The sequence below is a fragment of the Martelella alba genome (assembly GCF_006516955.1).
In the GTDB taxonomy this organism is placed as follows: domain Bacteria; phylum Pseudomonadota; class Alphaproteobacteria; order Rhizobiales; family Rhizobiaceae; genus Martelella; species Martelella alba.
Map to the genome: position 1 here is coordinate 462,559 of NZ_VHLG01000003.1, position 23,553 is coordinate 486,111.

The 23,553-nt window shown below is 58.0% G+C and carries 18 protein-coding genes; 10 read left to right on the forward strand and 8 right to left on the reverse strand.

Annotation, left to right across the window (positions count from 1 at the left end; all coding sequences use genetic code 11):
* Positions 1-52: 52 nt before the first annotated feature.
* Together FJU08_RS08495 and FJU08_RS08500 are read left to right on the forward strand one after the other, a co-directional pair.
* A complete protein-coding gene (locus FJU08_RS08495; protein WP_141148541.1) occupies positions 53-1,447 on the forward strand; it encodes an MATE family efflux transporter in 1,395 nt (464 codons plus the stop codon).
* A gap of 45 nt (positions 1,448-1,492) precedes the next feature.
* A complete protein-coding gene (locus FJU08_RS08500) occupies positions 1,493-2,089 on the forward strand; it encodes a VC0807 family protein (RefSeq protein ID WP_141148542.1) in 597 nt (198 codons plus the stop codon).
* A gap of 49 nt (positions 2,090-2,138) precedes the next feature.
* Here the strand turns inward: FJU08_RS08500 and carA are convergent, their stop codons facing one another.
* Positions 2,139-3,347 carry a glutamine-hydrolyzing carbamoyl-phosphate synthase small subunit gene (gene carA / locus FJU08_RS08505; protein WP_141148625.1) on the reverse strand — a complete coding sequence of 403 codons (1,209 nt, stop codon included), beginning with the start codon at positions 3,345-3,347 and terminating at the stop codon, positions 2,139-2,141.
* A gap of 323 nt (positions 3,348-3,670) precedes the next feature.
* Here carA and FJU08_RS08510 point away from each other — a divergent pair, with 323 nt between their 5' ends.
* The 4 genes from FJU08_RS08510 (at position 3,671) to FJU08_RS08525 (ending at position 11,591) form a co-directional block, all read left to right on the forward strand.
* Positions 3,671-4,123: a GatB/YqeY domain-containing protein gene (locus FJU08_RS08510; protein WP_141148543.1), complete on the forward strand. Its 453-nt coding sequence runs from the start codon at positions 3,671-3,673 to the stop codon at positions 4,121-4,123.
* Between the two features lie 116 nt (positions 4,124-4,239).
* Complete coding sequence (gene dnaG, locus FJU08_RS08515; RefSeq protein ID WP_141148544.1) at positions 4,240-6,210, forward strand: DNA primase; 1,971 nt, start codon at positions 4,240-4,242, stop codon at positions 6,208-6,210.
* Positions 6,211-6,651: 441 nt separating this feature from the next.
* Positions 6,652-8,697, forward strand: coding sequence for an RNA polymerase sigma factor RpoD (gene rpoD / locus FJU08_RS08520; protein ID WP_141148545.1), 2,046 nt, complete (start codon positions 6,652-6,654; stop codon positions 8,695-8,697).
* A gap of 233 nt (positions 8,698-8,930) precedes the next feature.
* Positions 8,931-11,591 carry a P-loop NTPase fold protein gene (locus FJU08_RS08525; protein ID WP_141148546.1) on the forward strand — a complete coding sequence of 887 codons (2,661 nt, stop codon included), beginning with the start codon at positions 8,931-8,933 and terminating at the stop codon, positions 11,589-11,591.
* On the opposite strand, the gene purN is transcribed toward FJU08_RS08525, so the two are convergent.
* The 4 genes from purN to FJU08_RS08545 form a co-directional block, all read right to left on the reverse strand.
* Positions 11,583-12,239 carry a phosphoribosylglycinamide formyltransferase gene (purN, locus tag FJU08_RS08530; protein ID WP_141148547.1) on the reverse strand — a complete coding sequence of 219 codons (657 nt, stop codon included), beginning with the start codon at positions 12,237-12,239 and terminating at the stop codon, positions 11,583-11,585. The two genes, FJU08_RS08525 and purN, sit on opposite strands and share 9 nt — an antisense overlap.
* Positions 12,236-13,309, reverse strand: coding sequence for a phosphoribosylformylglycinamidine cyclo-ligase (purM, locus tag FJU08_RS08535; protein WP_141148548.1), 1,074 nt, complete (start codon positions 13,307-13,309; stop codon positions 12,236-12,238). Before purM ends, purN begins: the two co-directional genes overlap by 4 nt.
* A 116-nt stretch (positions 13,310-13,425) precedes the next feature.
* Entirely contained in the window at positions 13,426-13,881 is a 456-nt protein-coding gene (locus FJU08_RS08540) for a hypothetical protein (protein ID WP_141148549.1), read from the reverse strand.
* A gap of 23 nt (positions 13,882-13,904) precedes the next feature.
* Complete coding sequence (locus FJU08_RS08545; protein WP_141148550.1) at positions 13,905-14,360, reverse strand: MarR family winged helix-turn-helix transcriptional regulator; 456 nt, start codon at positions 14,358-14,360, stop codon at positions 13,905-13,907.
* A gap of 252 nt (positions 14,361-14,612) precedes the next feature.
* Between FJU08_RS08545 and FJU08_RS08550 the strand changes: the two genes are divergently transcribed.
* The 4 genes from FJU08_RS08550 to ppx all read left to right on the forward strand — a co-directional run bounded on the left by FJU08_RS08550 (position 14,613) and on the right by ppx (position 20,301).
* On the forward strand, positions 14,613-15,758 hold the full coding sequence (locus FJU08_RS08550; protein WP_141148551.1) for an AI-2E family transporter: 1,146 nt from the start codon (positions 14,613-14,615) through the stop codon (positions 15,756-15,758).
* Position 15,759: 1 nt separating this feature from the next.
* Positions 15,760-16,449 carry a DnaA regulatory inactivator HdaA gene (hdaA, locus tag FJU08_RS08555; protein ID WP_141148552.1) on the forward strand — a complete coding sequence of 230 codons (690 nt, stop codon included), beginning with the start codon at positions 15,760-15,762 and terminating at the stop codon, positions 16,447-16,449.
* Between the two features lie 134 nt (positions 16,450-16,583).
* Entirely contained in the window at positions 16,584-18,767 is a 2,184-nt protein-coding gene (locus tag FJU08_RS08560; RefSeq protein WP_141148553.1) for an RNA degradosome polyphosphate kinase, read from the forward strand.
* 13 nt (positions 18,768-18,780) lie between these two features.
* The gene (gene ppx / locus FJU08_RS08565) at positions 18,781-20,301 is read left to right on the forward strand and encodes an exopolyphosphatase (protein WP_141148554.1); all 1,521 of its coding nucleotides are present in this window, start codon (positions 18,781-18,783) and stop codon (positions 20,299-20,301) included.
* Between the two features lie 285 nt (positions 20,302-20,586).
* Here ppx and FJU08_RS08570 read toward each other — a convergent pair whose 3' ends face one another.
* The 3 genes from FJU08_RS08570 to FJU08_RS08580 form a co-directional block, all read right to left on the reverse strand.
* The gene (locus FJU08_RS08570) at positions 20,587-21,576 is read right to left on the reverse strand and encodes a lactate/malate family dehydrogenase (RefSeq protein WP_141148626.1); all 990 of its coding nucleotides are present in this window, start codon (positions 21,574-21,576) and stop codon (positions 20,587-20,589) included.
* Between the two features lie 226 nt (positions 21,577-21,802).
* The gene (locus tag FJU08_RS08575) at positions 21,803-22,696 is read right to left on the reverse strand and encodes an NAD-dependent epimerase/dehydratase family protein (protein ID WP_141148555.1); all 894 of its coding nucleotides are present in this window, start codon (positions 22,694-22,696) and stop codon (positions 21,803-21,805) included.
* Positions 22,693-23,553 carry a glycosyltransferase gene (locus FJU08_RS08580; protein ID WP_141148556.1) on the reverse strand — a complete coding sequence of 287 codons (861 nt, stop codon included), beginning with the start codon at positions 23,551-23,553 and terminating at the stop codon, positions 22,693-22,695. The genes FJU08_RS08575 and FJU08_RS08580 overlap by 4 nt, the downstream gene beginning before the upstream one ends.

Genomic DNA, 23,553 nt, shown 5'->3' on the forward strand with positions numbered 1-23,553 from the left:
CGCTCGGGCCCCGATATTGCCTGGCCCCTGCGTGTCAGTTTCAGGTGCTCTCATGTCTGTCACAATGCCTCCTGCGCAAGCAGCCGGTCATTCGTGGTCTCGCCATTTTCGCGAAACGCTTTCCCTTGGTATTCCGCTTATCGGCGCGCAGCTTGCCCAGCAGGGAATCAACACCACCGATATCGTTATACTGGGCCAGTTGAGCGCCGTGGATCTGGCCGCTGCCGTCATCGCGACCCAGTATTTCTTCACGCTGTTCATTTTCGGCTGCGGTCTGGCGATTGCGGTGATGCCGATGGTGGCCCAGGCCTATGGGCGCGGCGATGAAGTGGCGGTGAGGCGTTCGCTGCGCATGGGCATGTGGGCATCGCTCGCCTTCGGACTGATGGTGCTGCCGCTGTTTTGGTATTCAGAGCCGATCCTTTTGGCCATCGGCCAGGAGCCGGATGTTGCAGCAAGGGCGGCGATCTATTGCCGCATCGTCGCCTTTGCGATGTTTCCAGCGCTGCTGTTCAATGTGCTCAGAAGCCTTGTCAGCGCCACGGGCCGTGCCGGGATCGTGCTTTGGGCGACGATCCTGATGCTGCTGTTGAATGCGGCACTCGCCTATATCGTCGTGCTTGGCCATTTCGGCCTGCCGCGTTTCGGTATTGCCGGTGCGGCGGTGGTTGCCTTCACGGTGCAGCTTGCCGGTTTTCTGTTCCTGGCCATCTATATCGAGCGGGACGCAGAAATGCGGCGCTATCAGCTTTTCGTTCGTTTCTGGCGGCCCGACTGGGGAGCCCTGCGCGAAGTTGTGGCGCTCGGTCTGCCGATCGGTGTTGCCGTTCTGGCGGAAGTGTCGATGTTCACCGTTGCCTCGCTGATGATGGGCCGTTTCGGTGCGATTCCGCTTGCCGCCCACGGCATTGCCATGCAGCTTGCCGCGATCACCTTCATGGTGCCGCTCGGCCTGTCTCAGGCGGGAACCGTTCGGGTCGGGGTGTTTCACGGGCAGGGGGATTTCGCCAATCTGAAGCGGGCCGCCATCGCCGTTGTCGTGCTTGGCCTTTGCTTCGCCATGATTGGCACCATGGCCTTCGCCTTTCTGCCCGCACAGCTCGCCAGCCTGTTCATCGATACCAAATTGCCCGAAGCGGCCGCCGTCATCGCCTATGCCGTGCCGCTGATCATCATTTCCGGCATGACACAGCTGGTCGATGGCACGCAGACGATGATGAGCGGTTTGTTGCGTGGGTTGAAGGATACGCGCATCCCGATGGTTCTGGTGCTGATTTCCTATTGGGGCATTGGTCTCGGCTTCGCCTTTGTTCTGGCATTTCCGTTTGATCTCAAAGGGATAGGAATCTGGATCGGCTTCATGTTCGGCCTCGCATCAGCGGCAGCGATGCTGGCCGCGCGCCTTTTGGTTCTGCTGCGGCGCGAGCGTAACGCGCTTCTTGCCTGAGGTCCGTGTCACGGCTAGTCTCGCCGCTCTGACGGGAGGATAACGATGCGTAACGACATCATCTTCGGGGCTTTGCTACCCTATCTGACCTTTGTGCTCGGCCAGCATTTCGGATTGTCGATCGTGCATGCGCTGGCGCTCGGATCTCTGTTTCCGATTGCGACGATCATGGTTTCCTATTTCGTCAGCCGTCGGATCGCCGCTGTCAGTATCATCACACTTTCGGCAACGCTGGCGTCGCTGGCGGGTAGCCTCTGGTTCAATAGCGCCTATCTGGCGCTGTTGAAGAATTCGCTGATTACCGGTCTGATCGGGCTTGTCTTTCTCGGTTCGCTGTTTGCGCCGAGGCCGCTGATTTTCTTTCTCGCCGCCGAGGGAAACCGGGAAAAGCAGGAAAAATATGAGGGTTTCTGGCAGACCCGTCCCGGCTTTCGTCGCACCATGCGGGAAATGACGGGCATATGGGCAGCAGCCCTTCTTGGCGAGGCCATCCTGCGGGCGGTTTTGATCCCGCTTCTGCCGATCAATATTTTTCTGGTTGTCAGTGAGGTGATGTGGATTGCCGTTTTTGCCGGCATGATGACCTGGAGCATCCGCTACGGCAAACGCCGGTCGAAACAGCTGGAAGATCAATCTTCATGAAAAAGGGCGCCAAAGCGGCGCCCTTCCTCTATCACGGATCTGTCAGGCTTCAGGCGCGCTCGGTCAGAAGAGCCTCGCCCTTCTGCTCGCGTACCATGTTGATGAAGCGGCGGAAGAGGTAGTGGCTGTCCTGCGGGCCGGGTGAGGCCTCGGGGTGATGCTGGACCGAGAAGACCGGCTTGCCGACAAGGCGAAGGCCGCAGTTCGAACCGTCAAACAGCGAGACGTGGGTTTCTTCCACGCCATTCGGCAGGGAAGCCTTGTCCACGGCAAAGCCGTGGTTCATCGACACGATCTCGACCTTGTTGGTGGTGAAATCCTTGACCGGATGGTTGGCGCCATGATGGCCCTGATGCATCTTCACCGTGGTGCCGCCGAGCGCCAGTGCCAGCATCTGGTGACCGAGGCAGATACCGAAGACCGGCAGGCCGCTGTCGATCAGCGCGCGGATGACCGGAACGGCGTATTCGCCCGTCGCTGCCGGGTCACCCGGGCCGTTGGACAGGAAAATGCCATCGGGGTTCAGCGCCAGGATGTCTTCGGCCGAGGTCTTGGCGGGAACCACCGTGACCTTGCAGTCGAGGCCGGAGAAGAGACGCAGGATGTTGCGCTTGACGCCGTAATCGATGCAGACGATGTGATAGGCAGCAGCCGTATCTTCAAGGCTGCCATAACCTTCATTCCAGACCCAGGGCTTTTCACGCCACTGTGAGGACTGGCCTGAGGTTGCCTCGATGGCGAGATCCAGACCTTCCAGGCCGCTCCAGGCTTTTGCTTCCGCCTTCAGTGCTTCGATGTCGAAATTGCCGGAAGGGTCGTGAGCGATAACGGCGTTCGGGGCGCCATGTTCGCGGATCCAGGCCGTCAGCGCCCGCGTATCGATGCCCGAAAGGCCGATAATGCCACGTGCCTTCAGCCACTGGTCGAGATTTTCGCTGGCGCGGTAGTTGGATGGATCGGTGATATCGGCCTTGAAGATCGTGCCGACCGCGCCGCGTCGTGCGGCCGGTGTCAGGTCTTCAATATCCTCGGCATTGGTGCCGACATTGCCGATATGGGGAAAGGTGAAGGTAACGATCTGTCCGAGATAGGAGGGGTCGGTGAGGATTTCCTCATAGCCGGTGAGGGCGGTATTGAAGCAGACTTCCGCCTGCACCCGGCCCGCAGCGCCCATTCCCTTGCCAAAGATAACCGTTCCGTCTGCGAGAACCAGTACGGCGGTTGGCTTGTTGATCGTCCATGCGGATTGGCTAGTCATCATCGTCCTTTGCGCTTCCAGCTTATCCTTGCCGCTTGTTCTTCGCGGTGCGGATCGCCACATATTGGCCGCATGATCAGGGGCGTCCGGCTGCTTTTGCAGCGGCGCGTGGCAAACACGACCAATTCTGATGCGGTTGCCGGAAAATAGTCAAACCCGGCTTGCGGGTCAATTGCCGAGGGTGCACAGTGCACCGATAGACAAAAAAACTTCGCTGACGAAAACATTTGATTTGATCGTGGACGCTGAATTCGCTACACGCCCCCGCTGTTCACGAGGAAATGCCGCTGCAATCAACCCCCCGGCTTTCCCAGGAGATATGTATGTTGCGCGACAAGCTCGCTTCCGCTCTGAAAGATGCCACGAAATCCCAAAAACCGGTGTGCCTGTCGACCCTGCGTCTGGTCCAGGCGGCCATCAAGGATCGGGATATCGCCCATCGCAGCTGCGGCAAGGATCCCGTCACCGACGAGGATATCACGGGTATTTTGGTCAAGATGGTCAAACAGCGCGAGGAATCGGCACGTCTTTACGATGAGGCCGGCCGGGCTGATCTGGCCGCGCAGGAGCGCGAAGAGATCTGTGTTATCAAGAGTTTTCTCCCCGCCCAGCTGTCGGAGGAGAAGGTGCGTGAGCTTTGCGCCTCCGTGGTTGAGGAAACCGGCGCCCAGGGGCTTCGCGATATGGGCAAGTGCATCAAGGCCCTGAAGGACCGCTATTCCGGGCAGATGGATTTTTCCAAGGCTTCCGGTGTTGTCAAGGAAATGCTGAAATAGCATTTCCGTTTCCGGCGGTTGTTTTCGCCGGTGATGGTACTTTTCCGGTATTATCGTTATGGTGATGGCTGCCCGTCTGGTGAAATGCAATCCGGATGGCGGGCCAAGAGGTATCAATGCGTTTTCCGCCTTCCTTTCTTGACGAGATCCGCGATCGCGTTCCGATCTCGAACGTGATCGGAACGCGCGTGTCATGGGACCGCAAAAAGACCAATGCCGCGCGCGGTGATTACTGGGCCTGTTGCCCGTTCCATGGCGAAAAGACCCCGAGCTTTCACTGTGAGGATCGCAAGGGGCGCTACCATTGCTTTGGCTGTGGCGTGACGGGCGATCACTTTCGCTTTCTGACCGAGCTGGACGGCATGAGCTTTCCCGAAGCCGTTCAGGCTGTCGCCGATCTTGCCGGCGTGCCGATGCCGGCCCCCGATCCGCAGGCAGAACGGCGCGAGCGCGAACGCCGCAGCCTTGTCGAGGTGATGGAGCTGGCGACAGCATTTTTTCAGGACCAGCTGCAATCTGCAAGCGGCAGCAGGGCACGGGCCTACCTGCGGGAACGCGGGCTTTCGGCGCGTACCATCGACACATTCCGTCTTGGCTTTGCCCCCGATAGCCGCAACGCGCTGAAGGAATATCTGGCCGGAAAGGGCGTGGAAAAGGAACAGATCGAGGCCTGCGGTCTGGTGGTGCATGGCGCCGATATTCCGGTTTCCTATGACCGGTTCCGTGACCGGATCATGTTTCCCATCCTGTCGTCGCGCGAACAGGTGATCGCCTTTGGCGGCCGCGCCATGCGGGCTGATGCGATGGCGAAATATCTCAATTCCAACGATACCGAACTGTTTCACAAGGGCAATGTCCTGTTCAACTTCGCTCGCGCCCGCAAGTCGCTTTCCGGCGCCGATGGCGCCAAGACGGTGATCGCTGTTGAAGGCTATATGGATGTGATTGCGCTCGCCCAGGCCGGTATCGGCAATGTCGTTGCGCCGCTTGGTACGGCGCTGACCGAGGCACAGCTCGCTCTGCTCTGGCGCATGACACCGGAGCCAGTGCTCTGTTTCGATGGCGATGGCGCTGGCATTCGTGCCGCCGAGCGTGCTGCCGGTCTGGCGCTGCCGCTGATCAAACCCGGCCATTCCTTGCGTTTTGCGCTGCTGCCGGACGGGCGTGACCCGGATGACCTGATCCGCGATGGCGGACGACAGGCCTTTGAGGCCGTCATGGGGCAGGCCCGGCCGCTCGCCGACATGGTGTTTGAACGCGAAGTGGGCTCTGCCCGCAGCGATACGCCGGAAAGCCGCGCCGCCATCGAGGCGCGGGTAAATCAGCTGGTTCAGTCGATCGCCGATGAGAATGTACGCCGCCACTACCAGCAGGATTTCCGCAACCGGCTTTATGCTCGGTTTCGCGGCAATGGCGGCGGCGGGCAGCGCCGCGAGGATCGCGGCCGGCAGGGCGGGCGCAGCCGGGCAGGCGGCGCATCCTTTGCTGGGTCAGGGTCCTTTGCCGCATCCGACCGTCTTGCCCGCTCATCGCTTGCCAGCGCGCAGTTTCTGGCCAAGCCTTCGTTCCGTGAGTGCCAGATCGCGCTTTGCCTTCTGACCCATCCCGCTCTTGCGCGTGAGGAGTTTGACAATATCGCCACCCTGACCTTCGAAAGTGCGGATATGCGTGCTTTCTGGGCTGCCTTCATCGCCAATGTCGCACGTCCCGGCATGGATTATCAAAGGCTGGACGAGCATTTGCGCGGTGCAGGCTTTGCCATGATGCTGGATCATTTCCAGGTTCTGGTGCGCCAGAATGTGCCCTGGATTGCCAGTCCCGATGCGGCTCTCGATGATGTGCGCGAGGTCTTTCATCAGGCTTTGTCGTTTCATAATCGTTCGCGCTCGCTGGAGCGTCAGCGGCTGGAACTGGAGCGTGAAATTGCCGAGGCGATCGAGGAAAGCGATATCGAACGCCACGACCGGCTGTTTGATGCACTGCGTGCCGTGCTGAATGAAATTTCCCGGATCGAGAATCAGGAAGCCGATATTGATGGCTTCGGTGTCATGTCCGGCCGAAACGGCCAGGTGGGTGAGGCATCGTGATTCGTTTCCTGCATGTCACAGAGCGTAAAAATTGCCGATGCCTGTCAGGATTGCAGCAAAGAGGGGCTTGTATTTGCCGGGTGCGATCCTAAATGAGTGTCTTGCGAGAAGCGCTCTATCTAAGGATGGAACCTGCTGCGCGGTCTGTTGCGTTGTGAATAGAGCGGATTTTTCGAATAAATCACGCGTGAAATGGATTGAACGCTTGACTGACAGTGAATTTCTGGGAATCACCATTTCAGATGGCAAAGCGCAGCGAAATTTCACGATAGGTACTATGTGCACCCGGGGCCAAGGCTCCGCAAGGGTGCATTTTGTCCTGTTTCAGGGTTTGCGGATGAAATGACTGGCCGGATGCCGTTGTCTCCTTGGAGACTTTGTTAAGCATTCGCCATTAAGCCGCTTCAGGCCAGCGGCAGAAACGTCAGGGAAGCAAAGTACATGGCAACAAAAGTCAAGGAAAATGAAGAAGCCGAAACGGAGCGCGAAGGCGGTCATGACGGACCTCTTCTGGACCTTTCCGATGACGCTGTAAAGAAAATGATCAAGACCGCGAAAAAACGCGGTTATGTGACCATGGACGAGCTGAATGCTGTTCTGCCGTCCGAAGAGGTGACGTCGGAGCAGATCGAAGACACGATGGCCATGCTTTCGGACATGGGCATCAATGTTATCGAGGACGAAGACGAAGTCGATCACGACAACGACACTTCTTCTGACGACAGCGAGAGCGAAAGCGACAGCACGGAACTGGCAACCAGCACCGGTACCGCCGTCGCCGCGACGAAGAAGAAGGAACCAACGGATCGCACCGACGATCCGGTGCGCATGTATTTGCGCGAAATGGGTTCGGTCGAGCTTCTGTCGCGCGAGGGCGAAATCGCGATTGCCAAGCGGATCGAATCCGGCCGCGAGACGATGATCGCCGGCCTGTGCGAAAGCCCGCTGACCTTCCAGGCGCTGATCATCTGGCGCGATGAGCTCAATGAGGGCACGACGCTCTTACGTGAGATCATCGATCTGGAAACCACCTATTCCGGTCCCGAGGCCAAGGCTGCACCGCAGTTCCAGAGCCCGGAAAAGATCGAGGCTGACCGCAAGGCTGCCGAAGAAAAGGAAGAAAAGGCACGTCGCAGGAAGCCTGCCGACGATGTGACCGATGTCGGCGGCGAAGGCATGCCGGCGGAGGAAGAGGAAGAAGACGAGGACGAATCCAACCTGTCGCTGGCAGCCATGGAAGCCGAACTGCGTCCGCAGGTCATGGAAACGCTCGATCTGATCGCCGACACCTATATCAAGCTGCGCAAGCTGCAGGATCAGCAGGTGGAAGCCCGTCTTGCGGCGACCGGCACGCTGACCAATGCGCAGGAGCGCCGCTACAAGGAGCTGAAGGAAGGGCTGATCACGGCGGTCAAGTCGCTGTCGCTCAACCAGAACCGTATCGACCTTCTGGTCGAGCAGCTCTACGACATCAACAAGCGCCTTGTTGAAAATGAAGGCAAGCTTCTGCGCATGGCGCTGAACCGCGGTGTCAAGCGCGATGACTTCCTGGAGCATTATCAGGGTGCCGAGCTTGATCCGAACTGGATGAAGTCGATCGCCAATCTTTCCGGCAAGGGCTGGAAGGATTTTGCCCGTGAAGACGGCTCGCTGATCAGGGATCTGCGCATCGAAATCCAGAGCCTTGCAACGGAAACCGGCATTTCGATCGCCGAATTCCGCCGCATCGTTCACATGGTCAAGAAGGGTGAGCGCGAGGCGCGCATCGCCAAGAAGGAGATGGTGGAAGCCAATCTTCGTCTGGTGATCTCGATTGCGAAGAAATACACCAATCGCGGCCTGCAGTTCCTCGACCTCATTCAGGAAGGCAATATCGGCCTGATGAAGGCGGTCGACAAGTTCGAATATCGCCGCGGCTACAAGTTCTCCACCTATGCGACCTGGTGGATCCGGCAGGCGATCACCCGTTCGATCGCCGACCAGGCCCGCACGATCCGTATTCCGGTGCACATGATCGAGACGATCAACAAGATCGTCCGCACATCGCGCCAGATGCTGCATGAGATCGGCCGCGAGCCGACGCCGGAAGAGCTTTCCGAAAAGCTCAACATGCCGCTGGAAAAAGTGCGCAAGGTGCTGAAAATCGCCAAGGAGCCGATCTCGCTCGAAACCCCTGTGGGTGATGAGGAGGATTCACATCTCGGCGATTTCATCGAGGACAAGAACGCGCTGCTGCCGATTGATGCGGCCATTCAGGCGAACCTGCGTGAGACCACGACCCGTGTTCTCGCCTCACTGACCCCGCGTGAAGAACGCGTGCTGCGCATGCGTTTCGGTATCGGCATGAACACTGACCACACGCTTGAAGAGGTCGGTCAGCAGTTCTCGGTCACCCGCGAACGTATCCGCCAGATCGAGGCCAAGGCGCTTCGCAAGCTGAAGCACCCGAGCCGCTCGCGCAAGCTCAGGAGCTTCCTGGATAGCTGATCCAGTAGAACGCTGATTTCGAATGAAGAAAACCCGGTCTTACGGCCGGGTTTTCGTTTTTATCTCAGAACATCTATCGATACTGGGCGTTATCCTCGGGCTTGATCCGAGCTTCCAGACGTAAATTGCCGGTAACGCTTTTGCTGGCTTTCAAGTGGCAAATAAGGCGCTGAAACAATTGTCTTTAACCCTGCTATGCGTAAGACTACCCACAAAAGCTATAGGGGCAGGCAATGGCAAATGCTGGGGCATCGGGTTCTCGTGGAGATGGCAGACCGGCGTTGCCGGAATTTGGTGACGATGATCAAATCAATCAAAGACGTCTCGGAGAGTATTTGCAGAATTGCACGCGAGATGAAGTTTCTCTTGTCTCCTGGCGATCAACCTTGCGAGTCTTTCCTATTCTCTCGCTAGGAAGATACCCGGAGCCCCATAGTGACGGGCAGGATTCGGTGCGTTCCGGTCTTTTGGTGTTATTTAGATGGAACTTTCTGTCTTGGGTTGGGCATTCATATCCAGATCAGAATATAGCTATTTCCACAAATGCTGGCTCGAATTTCGAAGGTTCCACCTTCGCGAATTTCACTTTCGCGGAGGCTGACGATTCCACTCCCGGCGGAGCGTCTCAAGCCGTAGCCCATCACGTATCTACTGCGAGGAGCTTTTTCTCGGGTTTTGATAAATCCTTCGGACCTGCGTTTGGTAGTTCCCGGTCTATCGCCATCGCTAAGGCAATTTGGGCACGCGTGCTGGCAGACCTAGAGCTGCTCCAATCCCGAACCACCACCGCTTTGCTTGCGGCGCCGCTTTGGCATGACGAAAAACCCGTATTTTTCGCGTCTGTCGAGGCGCAGCTTAACGACCGATGCCGAGAGCTTGGATCTGACTGGACGCTTGTTTATGCATTCTATATTGCCATGCGAGATGGAGTTGACCCCTTCGGGCTGCATGGCGATGACTTGGAGAATTTTGTCGTTTCGCTTGCAAGCGAAAATGATGCTTTCTGGGATCGCACCGAAAGCCGAGGCGGTCCGGATGCTGTGGTGGCTGATATTGCCGCGCGTTTGCAGTCTGCGCAGGCAGGTATGGGGTCTGCGCATTATCTGAATGCAGATGGGATTGATGCCTCTGTCGATGATCTTGACCGTGCCAGCCTGGCATTCGCGCTGGCCGGGCGGCTCAACCTGATCTGGGATGCTTTGAATCCTGTTGAGGGCGGCAAGGAACAAAGTCTTCAGCCCGGATTTGTGGTTCATCTTGACGCGCCATGGGGTGGCGGCAAGACCACATTCGCGGGCTTCCTTGAATACATTCTCAATCCTTTCAAGCATTATGTATGGCCCGGTTGGCTTGAGAGAATACTCCTCCCACTGGATGGAAGTATCTGGCCAGCCAAGTTCCGGCGACCATGGCATATCGTTCATTTCAATGCCTGGCGACATCAGCATGTGAAGCCGCAATGGTGGACCTTTTCCGAGGCCATTCGCAAGCAATGCACCGAAGCGGATTATCGGGAGGTATGCAACAACAAGTGCAGGCTGGACATGCCCGTCGCGCCGTATGAGTATCGTGACGCTCCTGTTCCTTTTCTTCAGTATTGTTGGCGTTGGATTCGACAAAAATACTGGGAAATTTTTACGCCGGATGTGCTGAGCCAAGCGATCGCAGCAGTTCTTTTTCTCAGTGTAGCTGCAGGGCTGTATTTATTCGGTTTTCTGGGTGATGAAAAATGCAGATTCAACCTTTCTGTCAATGCAACGGTGTTTGCTTTTTTCGCGTTTTTGGGTGGTGCATCTGGCGTCTGGGCAATCTTCAAAACGGTCACCCGTAGCTTGTTTCCCGGTACGCCTGCAGCAGCCAAGGCTTATGCGCTTGGTGCAGGTGACCCACTGGACCGGTTTCGGACTCACTTTGCGAAAACGATCAAAGGATTTCGTCGCCCAGTTCTGGTTATCGTTGACGATCTGGACCGCTGTGATCCGGAATATGTTGTTTCGCTGCTTCATGGCATGCAGACAATCCTCACCAGCCCCCGCGTGATCTATCTGTTGCTTGGTGATAAGGACTGGATCGAGCAGGCCTTCACCCAGGTTTACAAGAAGCTTGGAGACATTGAAGTCGGTTGCGAGCACACGTTAGGTGCGCGCTTCGTGGAAAAAGGGATTCAGTTATCGCTTGTCTTGCCGGATTTCGGAGAGAAGGAGAAAGTGAGCTATGTTCGCAGATTGCTCGGTGTGAGTGCCCAAGTTGATCCCGAAGATAGGTCAGAGAAAGATCTGAGCCTGACCGATGAGCTGAATGGGGTTCTGAATGAGAGATCTCTCATACTGCGTGAGCAGAAAGCGAAAGAATTCGCCAATAACCGTGGGATCAGCTCCCAGCAAAAGCGTGAGCTTAACCGTCAGCTCTCGATCAAGGCTGCCTATGATGAACAGAGCGAGCAATTAACCCGTCATGAGCTTGAAGGGCTGGTTCCGTTGTTGCCTCCCAATCCACGACAAATCAAGCGGATTATCAACACTGTCTCTCTGATGACCGAAGTGGGGCGATTGGGCCGCGCGTCCATTTCGTTGGGTTCCCGCGACTGGAAAATTCTGGCGCGCTGGGTGGTCCTGTCGGTCGAATGGCCGCGTTCGTGGTTTACGCTCAGTAAGCATCCAGAACTGGCGGATCATCTCGCAACGAACGATATTGATGCGCTTGAGGGTATCAGCGCACGCGACAAGGCAATCGTGAAAACTCTTCAGAACTCGGACTTTGTGCGACGAATTCTGGTTCCTGAAAACAGCACGTCCGAGTGGTCCCCCGAGCCAATCCTCTCTGAACATGTCAGATGGCTGCGCGAGCTGATGCCACCGACCAGCGGCGCGGAATTGGATGTCGATTCAAAATGAGACGATCTTCTGCGTCTCATTCAGTCCGAAGCCCTTTCCAAACACCGCCCTCTCACCCTCCATCCGGACCTTGCCCTCGGCGAAGCGCTTCAGTGCTGCCGGGTAGAGCTGGTGCTCGACGGTGAGGATGCGGGCGGCGAGCGTTTCGGCGTCGTCGCCGGGGAGGATCGGCACGGCGGCCTGGCCGATGACCGGGCCTTCATCCATGCCTTCGGTGACGAAATGCACTGTGCAGCCAGCAATCCGCATGCCGGCATCGATGGCGCGTTGATGCGTGTGGAGGCCCGGGAAAAGCGGCAGAAGTGACGGGTGGATATTGATGATCCGTCCTTCATAGGCGCGGATGAAATCGCCGGAGAGAATGCGCATAAAGCCGGCAAGGCAGATGATGTCCGGATTGAGGGCTGCCAGTGCTGTCAGCATGGCGGCTTCGTGGGCGGCCTTGCTGTCGAACTGCTTTCGCGGGAAGGCGAAGGTTTCAAGGCCAAGCGCTGCTGCTTTTTGCAGGCCTCCTGCGTCGGGCTTGTCGGCAATGACAGCGACGATTTCGGCCGGAAAATCCGGCGACTGACAGGCTTCGGCAAGCTTCACCATATTGGAGCCGCTTCCGGAAATAAAAACGACAACCCGTTTTTTCGACCCGCTCATAGGTTGATCATGCCCTTATAGACCGTTCCGGCTATATCGCCGCTGCGTGGCACGATCTGACCAAGCCTGAAGGCGGTTTCACCTTCATCGGTCAGAACCGCAAGCACGACATCAAGCTTGTCTGCGGGGCAGACGCCAATCATGCCGACGCCGCAATTGAAGGTGCGCAGCATTTCCGCAGGCGCCACGCCGCCAGTGCGCGCCAGCCATGAGAAGACGGCTGGAACCGGAATGGACGCAAGGTCAATCTCGGCGGAAAGATGGGCAGGCAGGACGCGCGGAATATTTTCCGGGAACCCACCACCGGTGATATGGGCCAGTGCCTTGATGCCGCCGGTCTGGCGGATGGCCGCCAAAAGCGGCTTCACATAGATTTTGGTCGGCTCCAGCAGGGCTTCGCCGAAGGTCTTGCCCGGCGCGAACGGGGCGGGGGCCAGCCAGCCGATATTGGCCAGTTCGGCAATGCGGCGCACCAGCGAAAAACCGTTGGAGTGAACACCGGATGAGGCCAGCCCAAAGATCACATCGCCCACCGCGAGGTCTTCTGACGGCAGCAGGGTGCCGCGTTCGGCAGCCCCTACGGCAAAGCCGGCAAGGTCATAATCGCCCTTGGCATACATGCCCGGCATTTCGGCGGTTTCGCCGCCGATCAGTGCGCAACCGGCCTGGCGGCAACCTTCGGCAATGCCTTCAACAATGGCAGCGCCCTGATCGGGATCGAGTGCGCCGGTTGCGAAATAATCGAGGAAGAACAGTGGTTCAGCGCCTTGCACCACCAGGTCGTTGACGCACATGGCGACGAGATCGACACCGACCGTATCATGCTTGCCGGCTTCGATCGCGACCTTGAGCTTGGTGCCGACACCGTCATTGGCGGCAACGAGAACCGGATCGGAAAAACCGGCGGCCTTGAGGTCGAACAGGCCGCCAAAACCGCCGATCTCGCTGTCGGAGCCAGGGCGGCGGGTCGATTTGACCGCGGGCTTGATCTTTTCCACCATCAGGCTTCCGGCATCGATATCAACACCGGCATCACGATAGGTCAGTCCGTTCTTTCTCGTATCGGTCATGGGCGCATCCCTCATGAAAATATCAGAAGTGGGCATTGCATGGCGCGCAAGGTGTTGCAAGAGCGCGACCGCATTCGCAGGGCGATATTGACAGTTTGAAAGGCGCTTTTGCGGCTTCAGCGGGCAAAATCAGCGGATTGGCCTCTTTTTGCCGCCAGTCGCAGTCCGGCGCGCATATTGGCTGTCAGAAGAGTAAGCTGTATCAGCCCGGCCGCAATCTCAAGGAACTGGACGGTTACAAAGGCCAGGTCGAACTGCTGCGCTTCGGCTTTGTGGTCAAGATAGATTGCAGCCGGCAGGAGGATCAACACGCCATTGGCGGCGATCAGGCGCATGCGGATCAGCTTGGCCCGGATTGCCGGTCCCTTCATCCTTCGCGCCAGCGACAGTCCGGACGTGCCTGTGATGATCAAGAGCGGTATCAGCAGGGCAATGCCGAACAGGATGGCACGCTTGACGCCCGGCACGGCGGTCTGGCCGATCAACAGTTCGCTCGTCAGCGTTGCTGTCAGAAACATGGCGACGAGCAGCATCGCGCCGCCGCCTGCAAGGCGGTGAGCAATTTTGGGCATGATATGGTCCTCCCGGTCTCGGTCTATTGCGCTGGAAGGGGTGTCTTTTGAAGCGTTTCACCGAGCTTTTTAAGGGTTGTCAGTGTCGTTTGAAGGTCTTCGCCGGCAATGGTTTCGACCAGCGCATCGGCCCAGATGGTTTCAAGCGCCATCACCCGGGCATAGGTCGTGGCCCCCAGCTCTGTCAGAATGTAAAAGGGTGAACGCATATTGCGCGGATTGGCGCGGGCCTCGATCATCTTCTCTTCCACGAGAAGATTGATCTGTCGCTGCACCCCTTGACGGGTCATGCCCATCATGTCGCCGATCTGCGGCGCAGTCGGCCTTTCCGTTGAAAGCGCGATGGCGCCGAGGATCTGCCAGCGTGTGCTGGTCAGGCCGAGTGGCTCGCTGAGGCGGTTGCCCTTGTCGATCAGCGCACCGTTGAGATGAAAGATGGCCAGCATGATGGCGGTCGCTGTGTCTGACTTTTCAACCATCTCGTTGCTTCCATGTTTGGTAAAATATTGTCTTGTTGGAAACTTATTACCAATATTCTGACTTTGTCAACAGATGCTCTTTGACGCGCTCCCCGCGGAAGGCCCTTGGCCGCAGCGCGAAAGCTCTGTTTGTGCACACTGTCCACAGCCTTGCCGTTGTCTCGCCGTATTCCTTTGTCGCAGCCGATAAGGAGTGTTGGAAGGGGCCGGGTTTGCCGGTATAAGCCAGACAGGTTGATCGGGGAGTTTTCCATGTCGGAACGCATGACGGGCGCAGGCCTGAAAAGACAGATTTATTTCTGGCTGCTATTTGCCGTTGGTGTCGCCATTTTCCTGTTTGTGTTCCGCAGCATTTTGCTGCCCTTCGTCGCTGGCATGGCGCTTGCCTATTTCCTTGATCCCCTGGCGGACCGGCTGGAGCGGATGGGGCTTGGACGCGCCACGGCGACCAGTCTGATCATGCTCTTGTTTATTGTGCTGTTCATCGCCGTCTTGCTGGTGGTCATTCCACTGCTTGTCAGCCAGGCGGCAGAGGTGGCGCAGAAGCTGCCGCAATATGTCGCCCAGCTTGAGCACTTTGTGCAGACTTCGCGGCTGCATAATCTTGTTGACTGGGGCAATAGCCAGATTTCCGAGTTGAGCCAGAATATCGGCAAGGTGCTCTCAAGCGGCGTTTCCTTTGCCGGCACGCTGTTTGGCGGCATCTGGAGTTCGTCGATGGCGGTCATCAATGTGGTGTCCTTCGTCGTTCTGACGCCGGTTATCGCCTTTTATCTTCTGCTCGACTGGGACCGGATGATTGCCAAGCTCGATCGCTGGACGCCGCGTGCCTATGTCAAGGATGTGCGGTATCTGACAACGGAGATCAACAAGGTCATTTCCGGTTTTGTCCGCGGGCAGGGCTCGCTCTGCATCATTCTTGGTGTGTATTATGCCGGTGCGCTGTCGCTTGCGGGGCTCAATTTCGGGGCTCTGATCGGCCTTTTCGCTGGCTTTGTCAGCTTTATTCCCTATCTCGGTTCGTCATCGGGCTTTGTTTTGTCGATGGGCGTGGCGCTGGTGCAGTTCTGGCCGGAATATGGCCGTATCGCCATCGTGCTCGGCATCTATCTTTTCGGTCAGTTTCTTGAAGGCAATGTGCTGCAACCGAAGCTGGTCGGGTCGAGTGTGCGGCTGCATCCGGTCTGGCTGATGTTCGCCCTGTTTGCTTTCGGCGTCCTGTTCGGCTTTGTCGGTCTTCTGGTTGCTGTTCCCGTATCGGCGGCTGTTGGCGTTCTGGTGCGCTTTGCCATTGACCGGTATCTCGAAAGCGATCTTTACTGGGGTGACAAGGAACAGAGAATTGCCGCCACGGATCTGGCCGATGGCCAGGAGGGAAAGGCTAAGGGCAAGCCCTGAAATGGAAAAGCGCAGTCTGCAATTGCCACTTGATCTTGGTGCTCACGAAATGTCGGGGCGCGATGATCTTCTGGTGTCGCCGTCGTTGGCGCCTGCGGTGGAAATCATCGATCATTGGCCGGACTGGCCGGGACCGGTTGTTGTGCTTGTCGGCCCACCAGGATCCGGCAAATCGCACATTGCCAATATCTGGCGTCTTTTGAGTGGCGCAACCGATGCCGGTGCCGCGGTCGTCTCCGGTCGGGTGCTGACGCCGGCCAAGGCTTTTCTGGTTGAAGATGCCGACCGGATCGGCATTGACGAAACGGCGCTGTTCCATCTCATCAATACGGTGCGCCAGCATAAAAGCCATCTGCTTTTGACCGCGCGCGGCATGCCATCATCATGGAGGGTGAAGCTGCCGGATCTGCGCTCGCGTCTTGCTGGCGCCACGATCGTGGAAATCGGCGCCCCGGATGATGTGCTGTTATGGCAGGTCGTGTTTAAACTGTTCGCCGATCGCCAGATTGAGGTGGATGACCGGGTTGTCGCCTACATTATCGCGCGCATGGAGCGCTCGCTGGAGGCGGCACGGCTTATCGTTGAGGCAATCGACCGGCATGCTCTGGCAAAGGGCAGGCGGATTACGCGGGCTCTGGCGGCTGAGGTGATGGAAACGCTTGACCTCGACCACGACCGCAAGGAGCCTTGAACGCGGCGCAAGTGCACGCATTCAGTGTCCAGCGGCTGCTTTGGACGTGAGAGTGGCATTCTGTCATCGTTCCGTCGCCAAGTTCGGGTAGTCGGTTGCAAGAGTTGAATGTTTGGAGAGGTTGACTTTAGCTTATGGAAAACACGGCTTCGATGATGTCTGGCGATGGTTTTACCGGTGGTGGCGAGGATTTGCGCACAAGTCCGCAGCGCTTCGTCAATCGCGAATTTTCCTGGCTGCAGTTTAACCGCCGTGTGCTCGAGGAAACCCTCAATCCGGCGCATCCGCTGCTGGAGCGGGTCCGCTTCCTCTCCATTTCGGCGGCCAATCTCGATGAATTCTTCATGGTCCGTGTGGCCGGGCTGGAAGGTCAGGTGCGGCAGGGCGTGACGATGATCTCCGCCGATGGCAAGACGCCCGCAGAACAGCTTTCCGATATTCTGCGCGAAGTCGATAATCTGCAGATGGAGCAGCAGGCGGCCCTTGCCGTTCTGCAGCAATACCTGACCAATGAAGGCATCCAGATCGTTCGCCCGGGCGCCCTTTCCGAAGAGGACCGGATCTCGCTGACGAGTGAATTCGAACAGGGGATCTTTCCGGTTCTGACGCCGCTGTCGATTGATCCGGCCCATCCTTTCCCCTTCATTCCCAATCTCGGATTCTCCATGGGGCTGCAGCTGGTCAGCCGTGTCGGCCGCAACCCGATGAATGCGCTTCTGCGCATGCCGCCGGCACTGAACCGCTTCGTCCGCCTGCCGGATATCGACGGTGTCATCCGCTTCATCACCATGGAAGATCTGATCGGCATGTTCATTCACCGGCTCTATCCGGGCTATGAGGTGCAGGGTTACGGCACGTTCCGCATCATCCGCGACAGTGATATTGAAATCGAGGAAGAAGCCGAAGATCTGGTGCGCTATTTCGAGACGGCGCTGAAGCAGCGTCGCCGCGGCTCGGTGATCCGCGTCGAGACGGATTCGGAGATGCCGGCTTCGCTGCGCCGTTTCGTGGTGGAGGAACTTGGTGTTGGTGAAGATCGTGTTGCGGTTCTACCCGGGCTTCTGGCGCTCAACACCTTGTCGGAAATCACCAAGGTGCCGCGGCTGGATCTCCTGTTCAAGCCGTTCAACCCGCGCTTTCCCGAGCGGGTGCGTGAGCATGTCGGCGACAGTTTCGCCGCCATCCGCGAAAAGGACTTTGTGGTTCACCACCCTTATGAATCTTTCGACGTTGTGGTGCAGTTCCTGATCCAGGCTGCGCGTGACCCGAATGTTCTGGCGATCAAGCAGACGCTTTACCGCACCTCCAATGACAGCCCGATCGTGCGGGCGCTGATTGATGCGGCAGAAGCTGGCAAGTCAGTGACGGCGCTGGTGGAACTGAAGGCGCGCTTCGATGAAGAGGCCAATATCCGCTGGGCGCGCGATCTGGAACGCGCCGGCGTGCAGGTGGTCTTCGGCTTCGTTGAACTGAAAACCCATGCCAAGCTTTCCATGGTGGTCCGGCGCGAAGACGGCAATCTGAGGACCTATTGCCATCTGGGCACCGGCAACTATCACCCGATCACGGCGAAGATCTATACGGACCTGTCCTATTTCACCTGCAATCCGAAGATTGCCCATGACGTGGCGGAAGTGTTCAACTTCATCACCGGTTATGGTGAGCTGGAAGAGAATATGAACCTCGCCGTCTCGCCCTATACGCTGCGGCCGCGCATCCTCCAGCATATCGAGGAGGAGATTGAGCATGTGAAGAACGGTCTGCCCGGCGCGATCTGGATGAAGATGAATTCGCTGGTCGATCCGAAGATCATCGATGCACTTTACCGCGCCAGCGGCGAAGGCGTCGAGATTGACCTGGTGGTGCGCGGCATCTGCTGCCTCAGGCCGCAGGTTCCGGGTTTGTCGGAGAATATCCGCGTCAAGTCGATTGTCGGCCGCTTCCTTGAGCACAGCCGTATTTACTGCTTTGGCAATGGCCACGGTCTGCCGTCGGAAAATGCCCGAGTCTATCTCGGTTCGGCCGATCTGATGCCGCGCAATCTCGACCGGCGGGTCGAAGTGATTGTTCCGTTGACCAATCCGACTGTGCATGAACAGGTGCTCTCACAGATCATGCTGGGCAATGTGATTGACAACCAACAGAGCTACGAGATACTCCCGGATGGTACTTCCCGCCGGATCGAACCGCGTGAGGGCGAGGAGCCGTTCAACGCGCAGGAGTATTTCATGACCAATCCCAGCCTTTCCGGCCGTGGTGAGGCGTTGAAATCAAGTGCGCCAAAGCTGATCGCCGGACGTATGTCCGGCCCACAATAGTAGCCGGGTCTCAATGGTGGAATCTGAAGCACAGGGACGGCTTCCGGGCATTTCCCCTGTCTCCGTGGTCGATATCGGATCAAACTCTGTTCGTATCGTCATTTATGAGGGATTGTCGCGCTCGCCGACAATCCTGTTCAACGAAAAGGTCCTGTGCGGGCTTGGACGTGGCATTGCCGTCTCCGGCAAGATGGATGAGGACGGGGTGGAGCGGGCGCTGAAAGCGCTGAAACGCTTCGCGGCACTTTCCCGTCAGGCCGGTGCGGTGAAAATGTATGTGCTGGCCACCGCTGCTGCCCGCGAGGCGTCGAACGGGCCGGGTTTTATTTCGGCCGCAGAAGCAATCCTTGGTGAGGAAATTCGCGTTCTCACAGGCCGCGAGGAAGCGCTTTATTCCGCCTATGGCATTATCTCCGGCTTTTTCGAACCGGACGGGATTGCTGGCGATCTCGGTGGTGGTTCGCTGGAGCTCGTCGACATTTCCGGCAATGCCTCAGGGCAGGGGATCACGCTGCCGCTCGGTGGCATCAGGCTTTCAGAACTGTCAGAAGGTTCACTAGTCAAGGCGCGTGCCTTTGCCCGTAAGCAGGTCAAGAAGGTTGAATTTCTTGAGACCGGCAAGGGCCGCATCTTTTATGCTGTCGGTGGTACCTGGCGTAATATTGCCCGCCTGCATATGGAAATGACCGGCTATCCGTTGACCATGATGCAGGGCTATGAACTGCCGACGGAAACTGTTCTTGCCTTTCTTGACCGGATTGGTGAGGACGAGGACCAGAAGGATCCGGCCTGGTCTGTCATCTCCAAGAACCGCCGTCAGCTTTTGCCTTTCGGTGCCATCGCCATGCGCGAAGTGCTGAATATCATGCAGCCGAAAAGCGTCTGTTTTTCCTCGCAGGGCGTGCGCGAAGGCTGGCTCTATTCGCTTCTGAATGTCGAAGAGAAACGGCAGGATCCGCTGATCGTGGCCGCGCAGCAGCTGGCGATCCTCAGAGCACGCTCGCCGCGTCACGCCAGCGAGATTGCCGAATGGACCGGCCGCATGGTGCGGCGCTTCGGCATTGAGGAGACCGTGGAGGAAATGCGTTACCGCGAGGCGGCCTGTCTGCTGGCAGATATTAGCTGGCGGGCCCATCCTGATTTTCGCGGTCCCCAGTCGCTGAATGTGATCGCCCATTCCTCGCTGGTGGGTATCACCCATCCTGGCCGCGTGTTCATCGCCCTGGCCAACTACTACCGTTTTGAAGGGTTGCGTGACGATCACATGACCGATGGTCTTGTGGCGATCACGACACCGACCTTTCTCGAACGGGCCAAGCTTCTGGGCGGGCTCCTGCGGGTGGCCTATCTCTTCTCCGCCTCCATGCCCGGTATCGTCGGCGATCTGGATTTCGTGCCGAGCCAGAACCCGGATCTCGATCTGGAACTGGTGGTGCCGGAAAGATACGCCGATTTCGTCGGCGAACGTGTCGAGGGCCGGTTGCAGCAGCTGGCCAAGCTGACCAATAAACGGCTGGCCGTTGCCAGCGCCTGACGGTTGTTTTCGGACCTGAAAAAAGCCCGGGTGTCGCACCCGGGCTGAGCTTGCTGACAAAGTCTAAGCCCCTCTCTAACGTCATGCCTGTGCTTGTCACAGGCATCCAGCCGACGCGCGTCCGCGCGGCGAAAGACTCCGCTTATTCAAATCCTTAAGAGTATGGATCCCCGTGACAAGCACGGGGATGACGACGGAGGCAATGGCTATTCTACCCCAAACAGACAAGCTGAATGGCTTTGTCAGCAGGCTGAGCCCGGGAGTTACACCCGGGCTTTTCGCGTATCAGCGGCGCTTGTGCAGGCCGGTATCGGCATCGCGCATGGCGGACTGGATGAAGGAGATCGAAGCGTTGAGCTTTTCCGTTTCCCACGCATTGAGCGTGACCGGCAGCTGGCGCAGTATACCCTCGCGACCGATCATGCAGGGCATGCTGAGCGCGACATCGCCATCATGGCCATACTGGCCGGACAGTGTCGTTGAGGCAGGATAGATACTGCGCTCGTCGAGAAGGACCGCACGCGCCATGGTGATTGCCGATTGCGCCACGCCCGCATTGGTCCAGCCCTTGCCGTTCAGAACATCATAGGCTGCCGAAATAATCTTTGCCTTGACCACATCCGGATCGGAAATATCCGCAGCGGGTTCAAGATAGTCATTGAGCTGGGCGAAAGGAATACCGGCGACATTGACATGGCTCAGAACCGGGAAGGCGGTGCTGCCATGTTCTCCCATCATGAAGCCGGTCACCGATTTCGGGTCGATCTGATAGGTCTCGGCGATGAGTTTGCGCAGCCGCGCTGAATCCAGCATCGTGCCGGTGCCGAAAACGCGGCCCTTGGGGTAGCCGAATTCGTTCTCGGCGATATAGACCATGGTATCGAGCGGATTGGTGATCAGAATGACGATTGCATCGCGGGTATATTGCGTGATGCCGGCCATGACCTCGCGAATGACGGCGCAATTGGTTTTGGTCAGCGTGGTGCGGTCCGGTTCGCCCTTGGGATCGTTCGGATCCGGCATAACGCTTGGGCCTGCTGCAACGATGATGACATCGGCATCTGCGCATTGTTCATAACCGCCGGAGGTGACCGTGACATTGGTCATATAGGTGAGTGCGGTGGCCTGGGCCTGATCGAGCGCCTCGCCAAAGGCTACATTCTTCAAAATGTCGATCACGCCGATCTCGGCAAACAGGCCGATTTTCATGGCATCGGCCAGGACATAGGAACCGACATGTCCAACACCGACGACGACGAGCTTGTTCTTGTGCATCATTTTCTCTTCGTATTTTACGCAGCTGAGCCCGGCGGACCACGCACCACCGCGCGTCGGGCTTTCAGCCTTTGCCGTCTTCAGTCAGGCGGCTTGCTGTTCGGGAACTGACGGGTGAGCGAATGCCATCCGGGCCTGACGATCAGGTCGGGGGGAACCTAGCACAGTGCGGGCGCGACAACATTGACTATTCAGGAATTTTGCGCGTTTGCCGGCGGGCGGGCTTTCAGAGTGCGTATCGCGAAACCAGCTTTTCCAGCGTTTCGTAAAACAGGCCATAGCCGCCGCTACGCCAGCCAAGTGCATTGAGCCGCGTTGTCGTCATCAGGCTGACCGTGTCATGGGCAGCGCGCGCGGGCAGGGGATGCGGGCAGGCTGTCGCTGCCTTGAGTGGCGCCAGAATGGCATGGGTATCGGTGACGATATCGGTGGCATTGAAGCTCAAGCCGGAGACCTTGTGCGCTGGTGCCTGCGACAAAAGCAGGGCGGCGCTGGCGAGATCGGCGCCATGAACCTCGCTTGCCGCGCGCGGCGTGATCATCTCACCGGCGAGATAACGGGCAAAGAGATCATCCCATTTATTGGGGCTGAGATGACCATAGACACCGGTTGCCCTGAGGCTTGCGGTGACGAATTGCGGGGTGGAAAGCGCGGCGAGCGCCTGCTCCGCCTGATATTTGATCTGGCCATACAGGCTGGTCGGTGCCGGTATGAGACTGTCATTGAGTTCCGTGCCGGGCGCAAAGCCGTCATAGACGGCGCGGCTTGATAAAAACAGGCAGCGCTGAACACCTGCGGCGCGGGCAGTCTCGAACAGCGCGACACTGCCATCGAGATTGGCGCGGATAAAGCCGGCCGGGTCGTCGCCCTCACCGCCGCGATAGCGGCCCGGTTCATGCAGAAAAGCGGCATGGATGAAGATATCCACGCCGTCGAAGATACCTGATTGATCGCGGTCTGGATCAAGGGTGAGCGGGCGATAAGCGGCAGCGGCGGCGAACGTCTCCGGCGGTGGCGGTGTTCTGCCGGCCACGCTGACAAGGTGGCCGCCAGCGCGAAAGGCTTCCACCATATAACGGCCGACAAGGCCGGTACCGCCGGAGATGAGGATATGCGTCATGGCGTCGTCGGATTTTTCAGGCTGGCAATTTCGGGGATATCCTCGCCGTCGAAATAGGCCCACCACAGATCGATCAGCGGCTTGAGCTGCTCGGCACGGGGATGGTCGTCTTCCCAGGGCTTTTCATACTGATAATGTAGCACGCCGATCTCGTCCCAGCACCACAGCTCCGGCAGGTTGAACCAGACATATTGCAGCATGTTCATGAAGACCGGCAGGCCGTGCCAGTCAGGAAAGAATTCCTGCAGGAAGGTCTGGTCGGTGCGCCGCCAGAAGGCATCCGGCGCATCAAGGGCTTCCAGCATGGCGTTGAAGGTTTCAAGATCCGGCCGGGCGACGAAGACGCCGGAATTCAGCCGGTGGAAATCGGCGATCGTCTCATAGACATTCGGGGCGGCGGAGAATTCCGGGTAGAAGAACAGCTTGTCGATATTCTTCAGCACCAGCGCATCGGCATCAATGAAGATGCAGGCGTGATATTCAATGAGCTGCCAGAGCCTCAGCTTGCAGAAATTGTCGAGCGGCGTGTGGAAATCCGGTTTGCGACCCTTGGTGAAGGGGGCGTTGTCATGGACCTTTTTGCGGGCGTGGCGCTCATTGAAGCCATCGGAAAGCGGCAGGTGATCGACGGCGATCATCCGGCAACCGATGATTTCCAGCTGCTCCAGTGCGGCATCCGGCGTGCCGCCGGTATAAAGCACGACGATATCGGCGGGCGTTCCCGAAAGCTGGATCGAGCGGGCAAGCGCCAGTGCGCCCATGGCATAATCGCTGTTGGTAACCAGCGTGACATAGGCAAAGGCATATCCGGCATCCGCACTGCGGCGGATGCCATTTTCACTATCGGCTTTGATCAT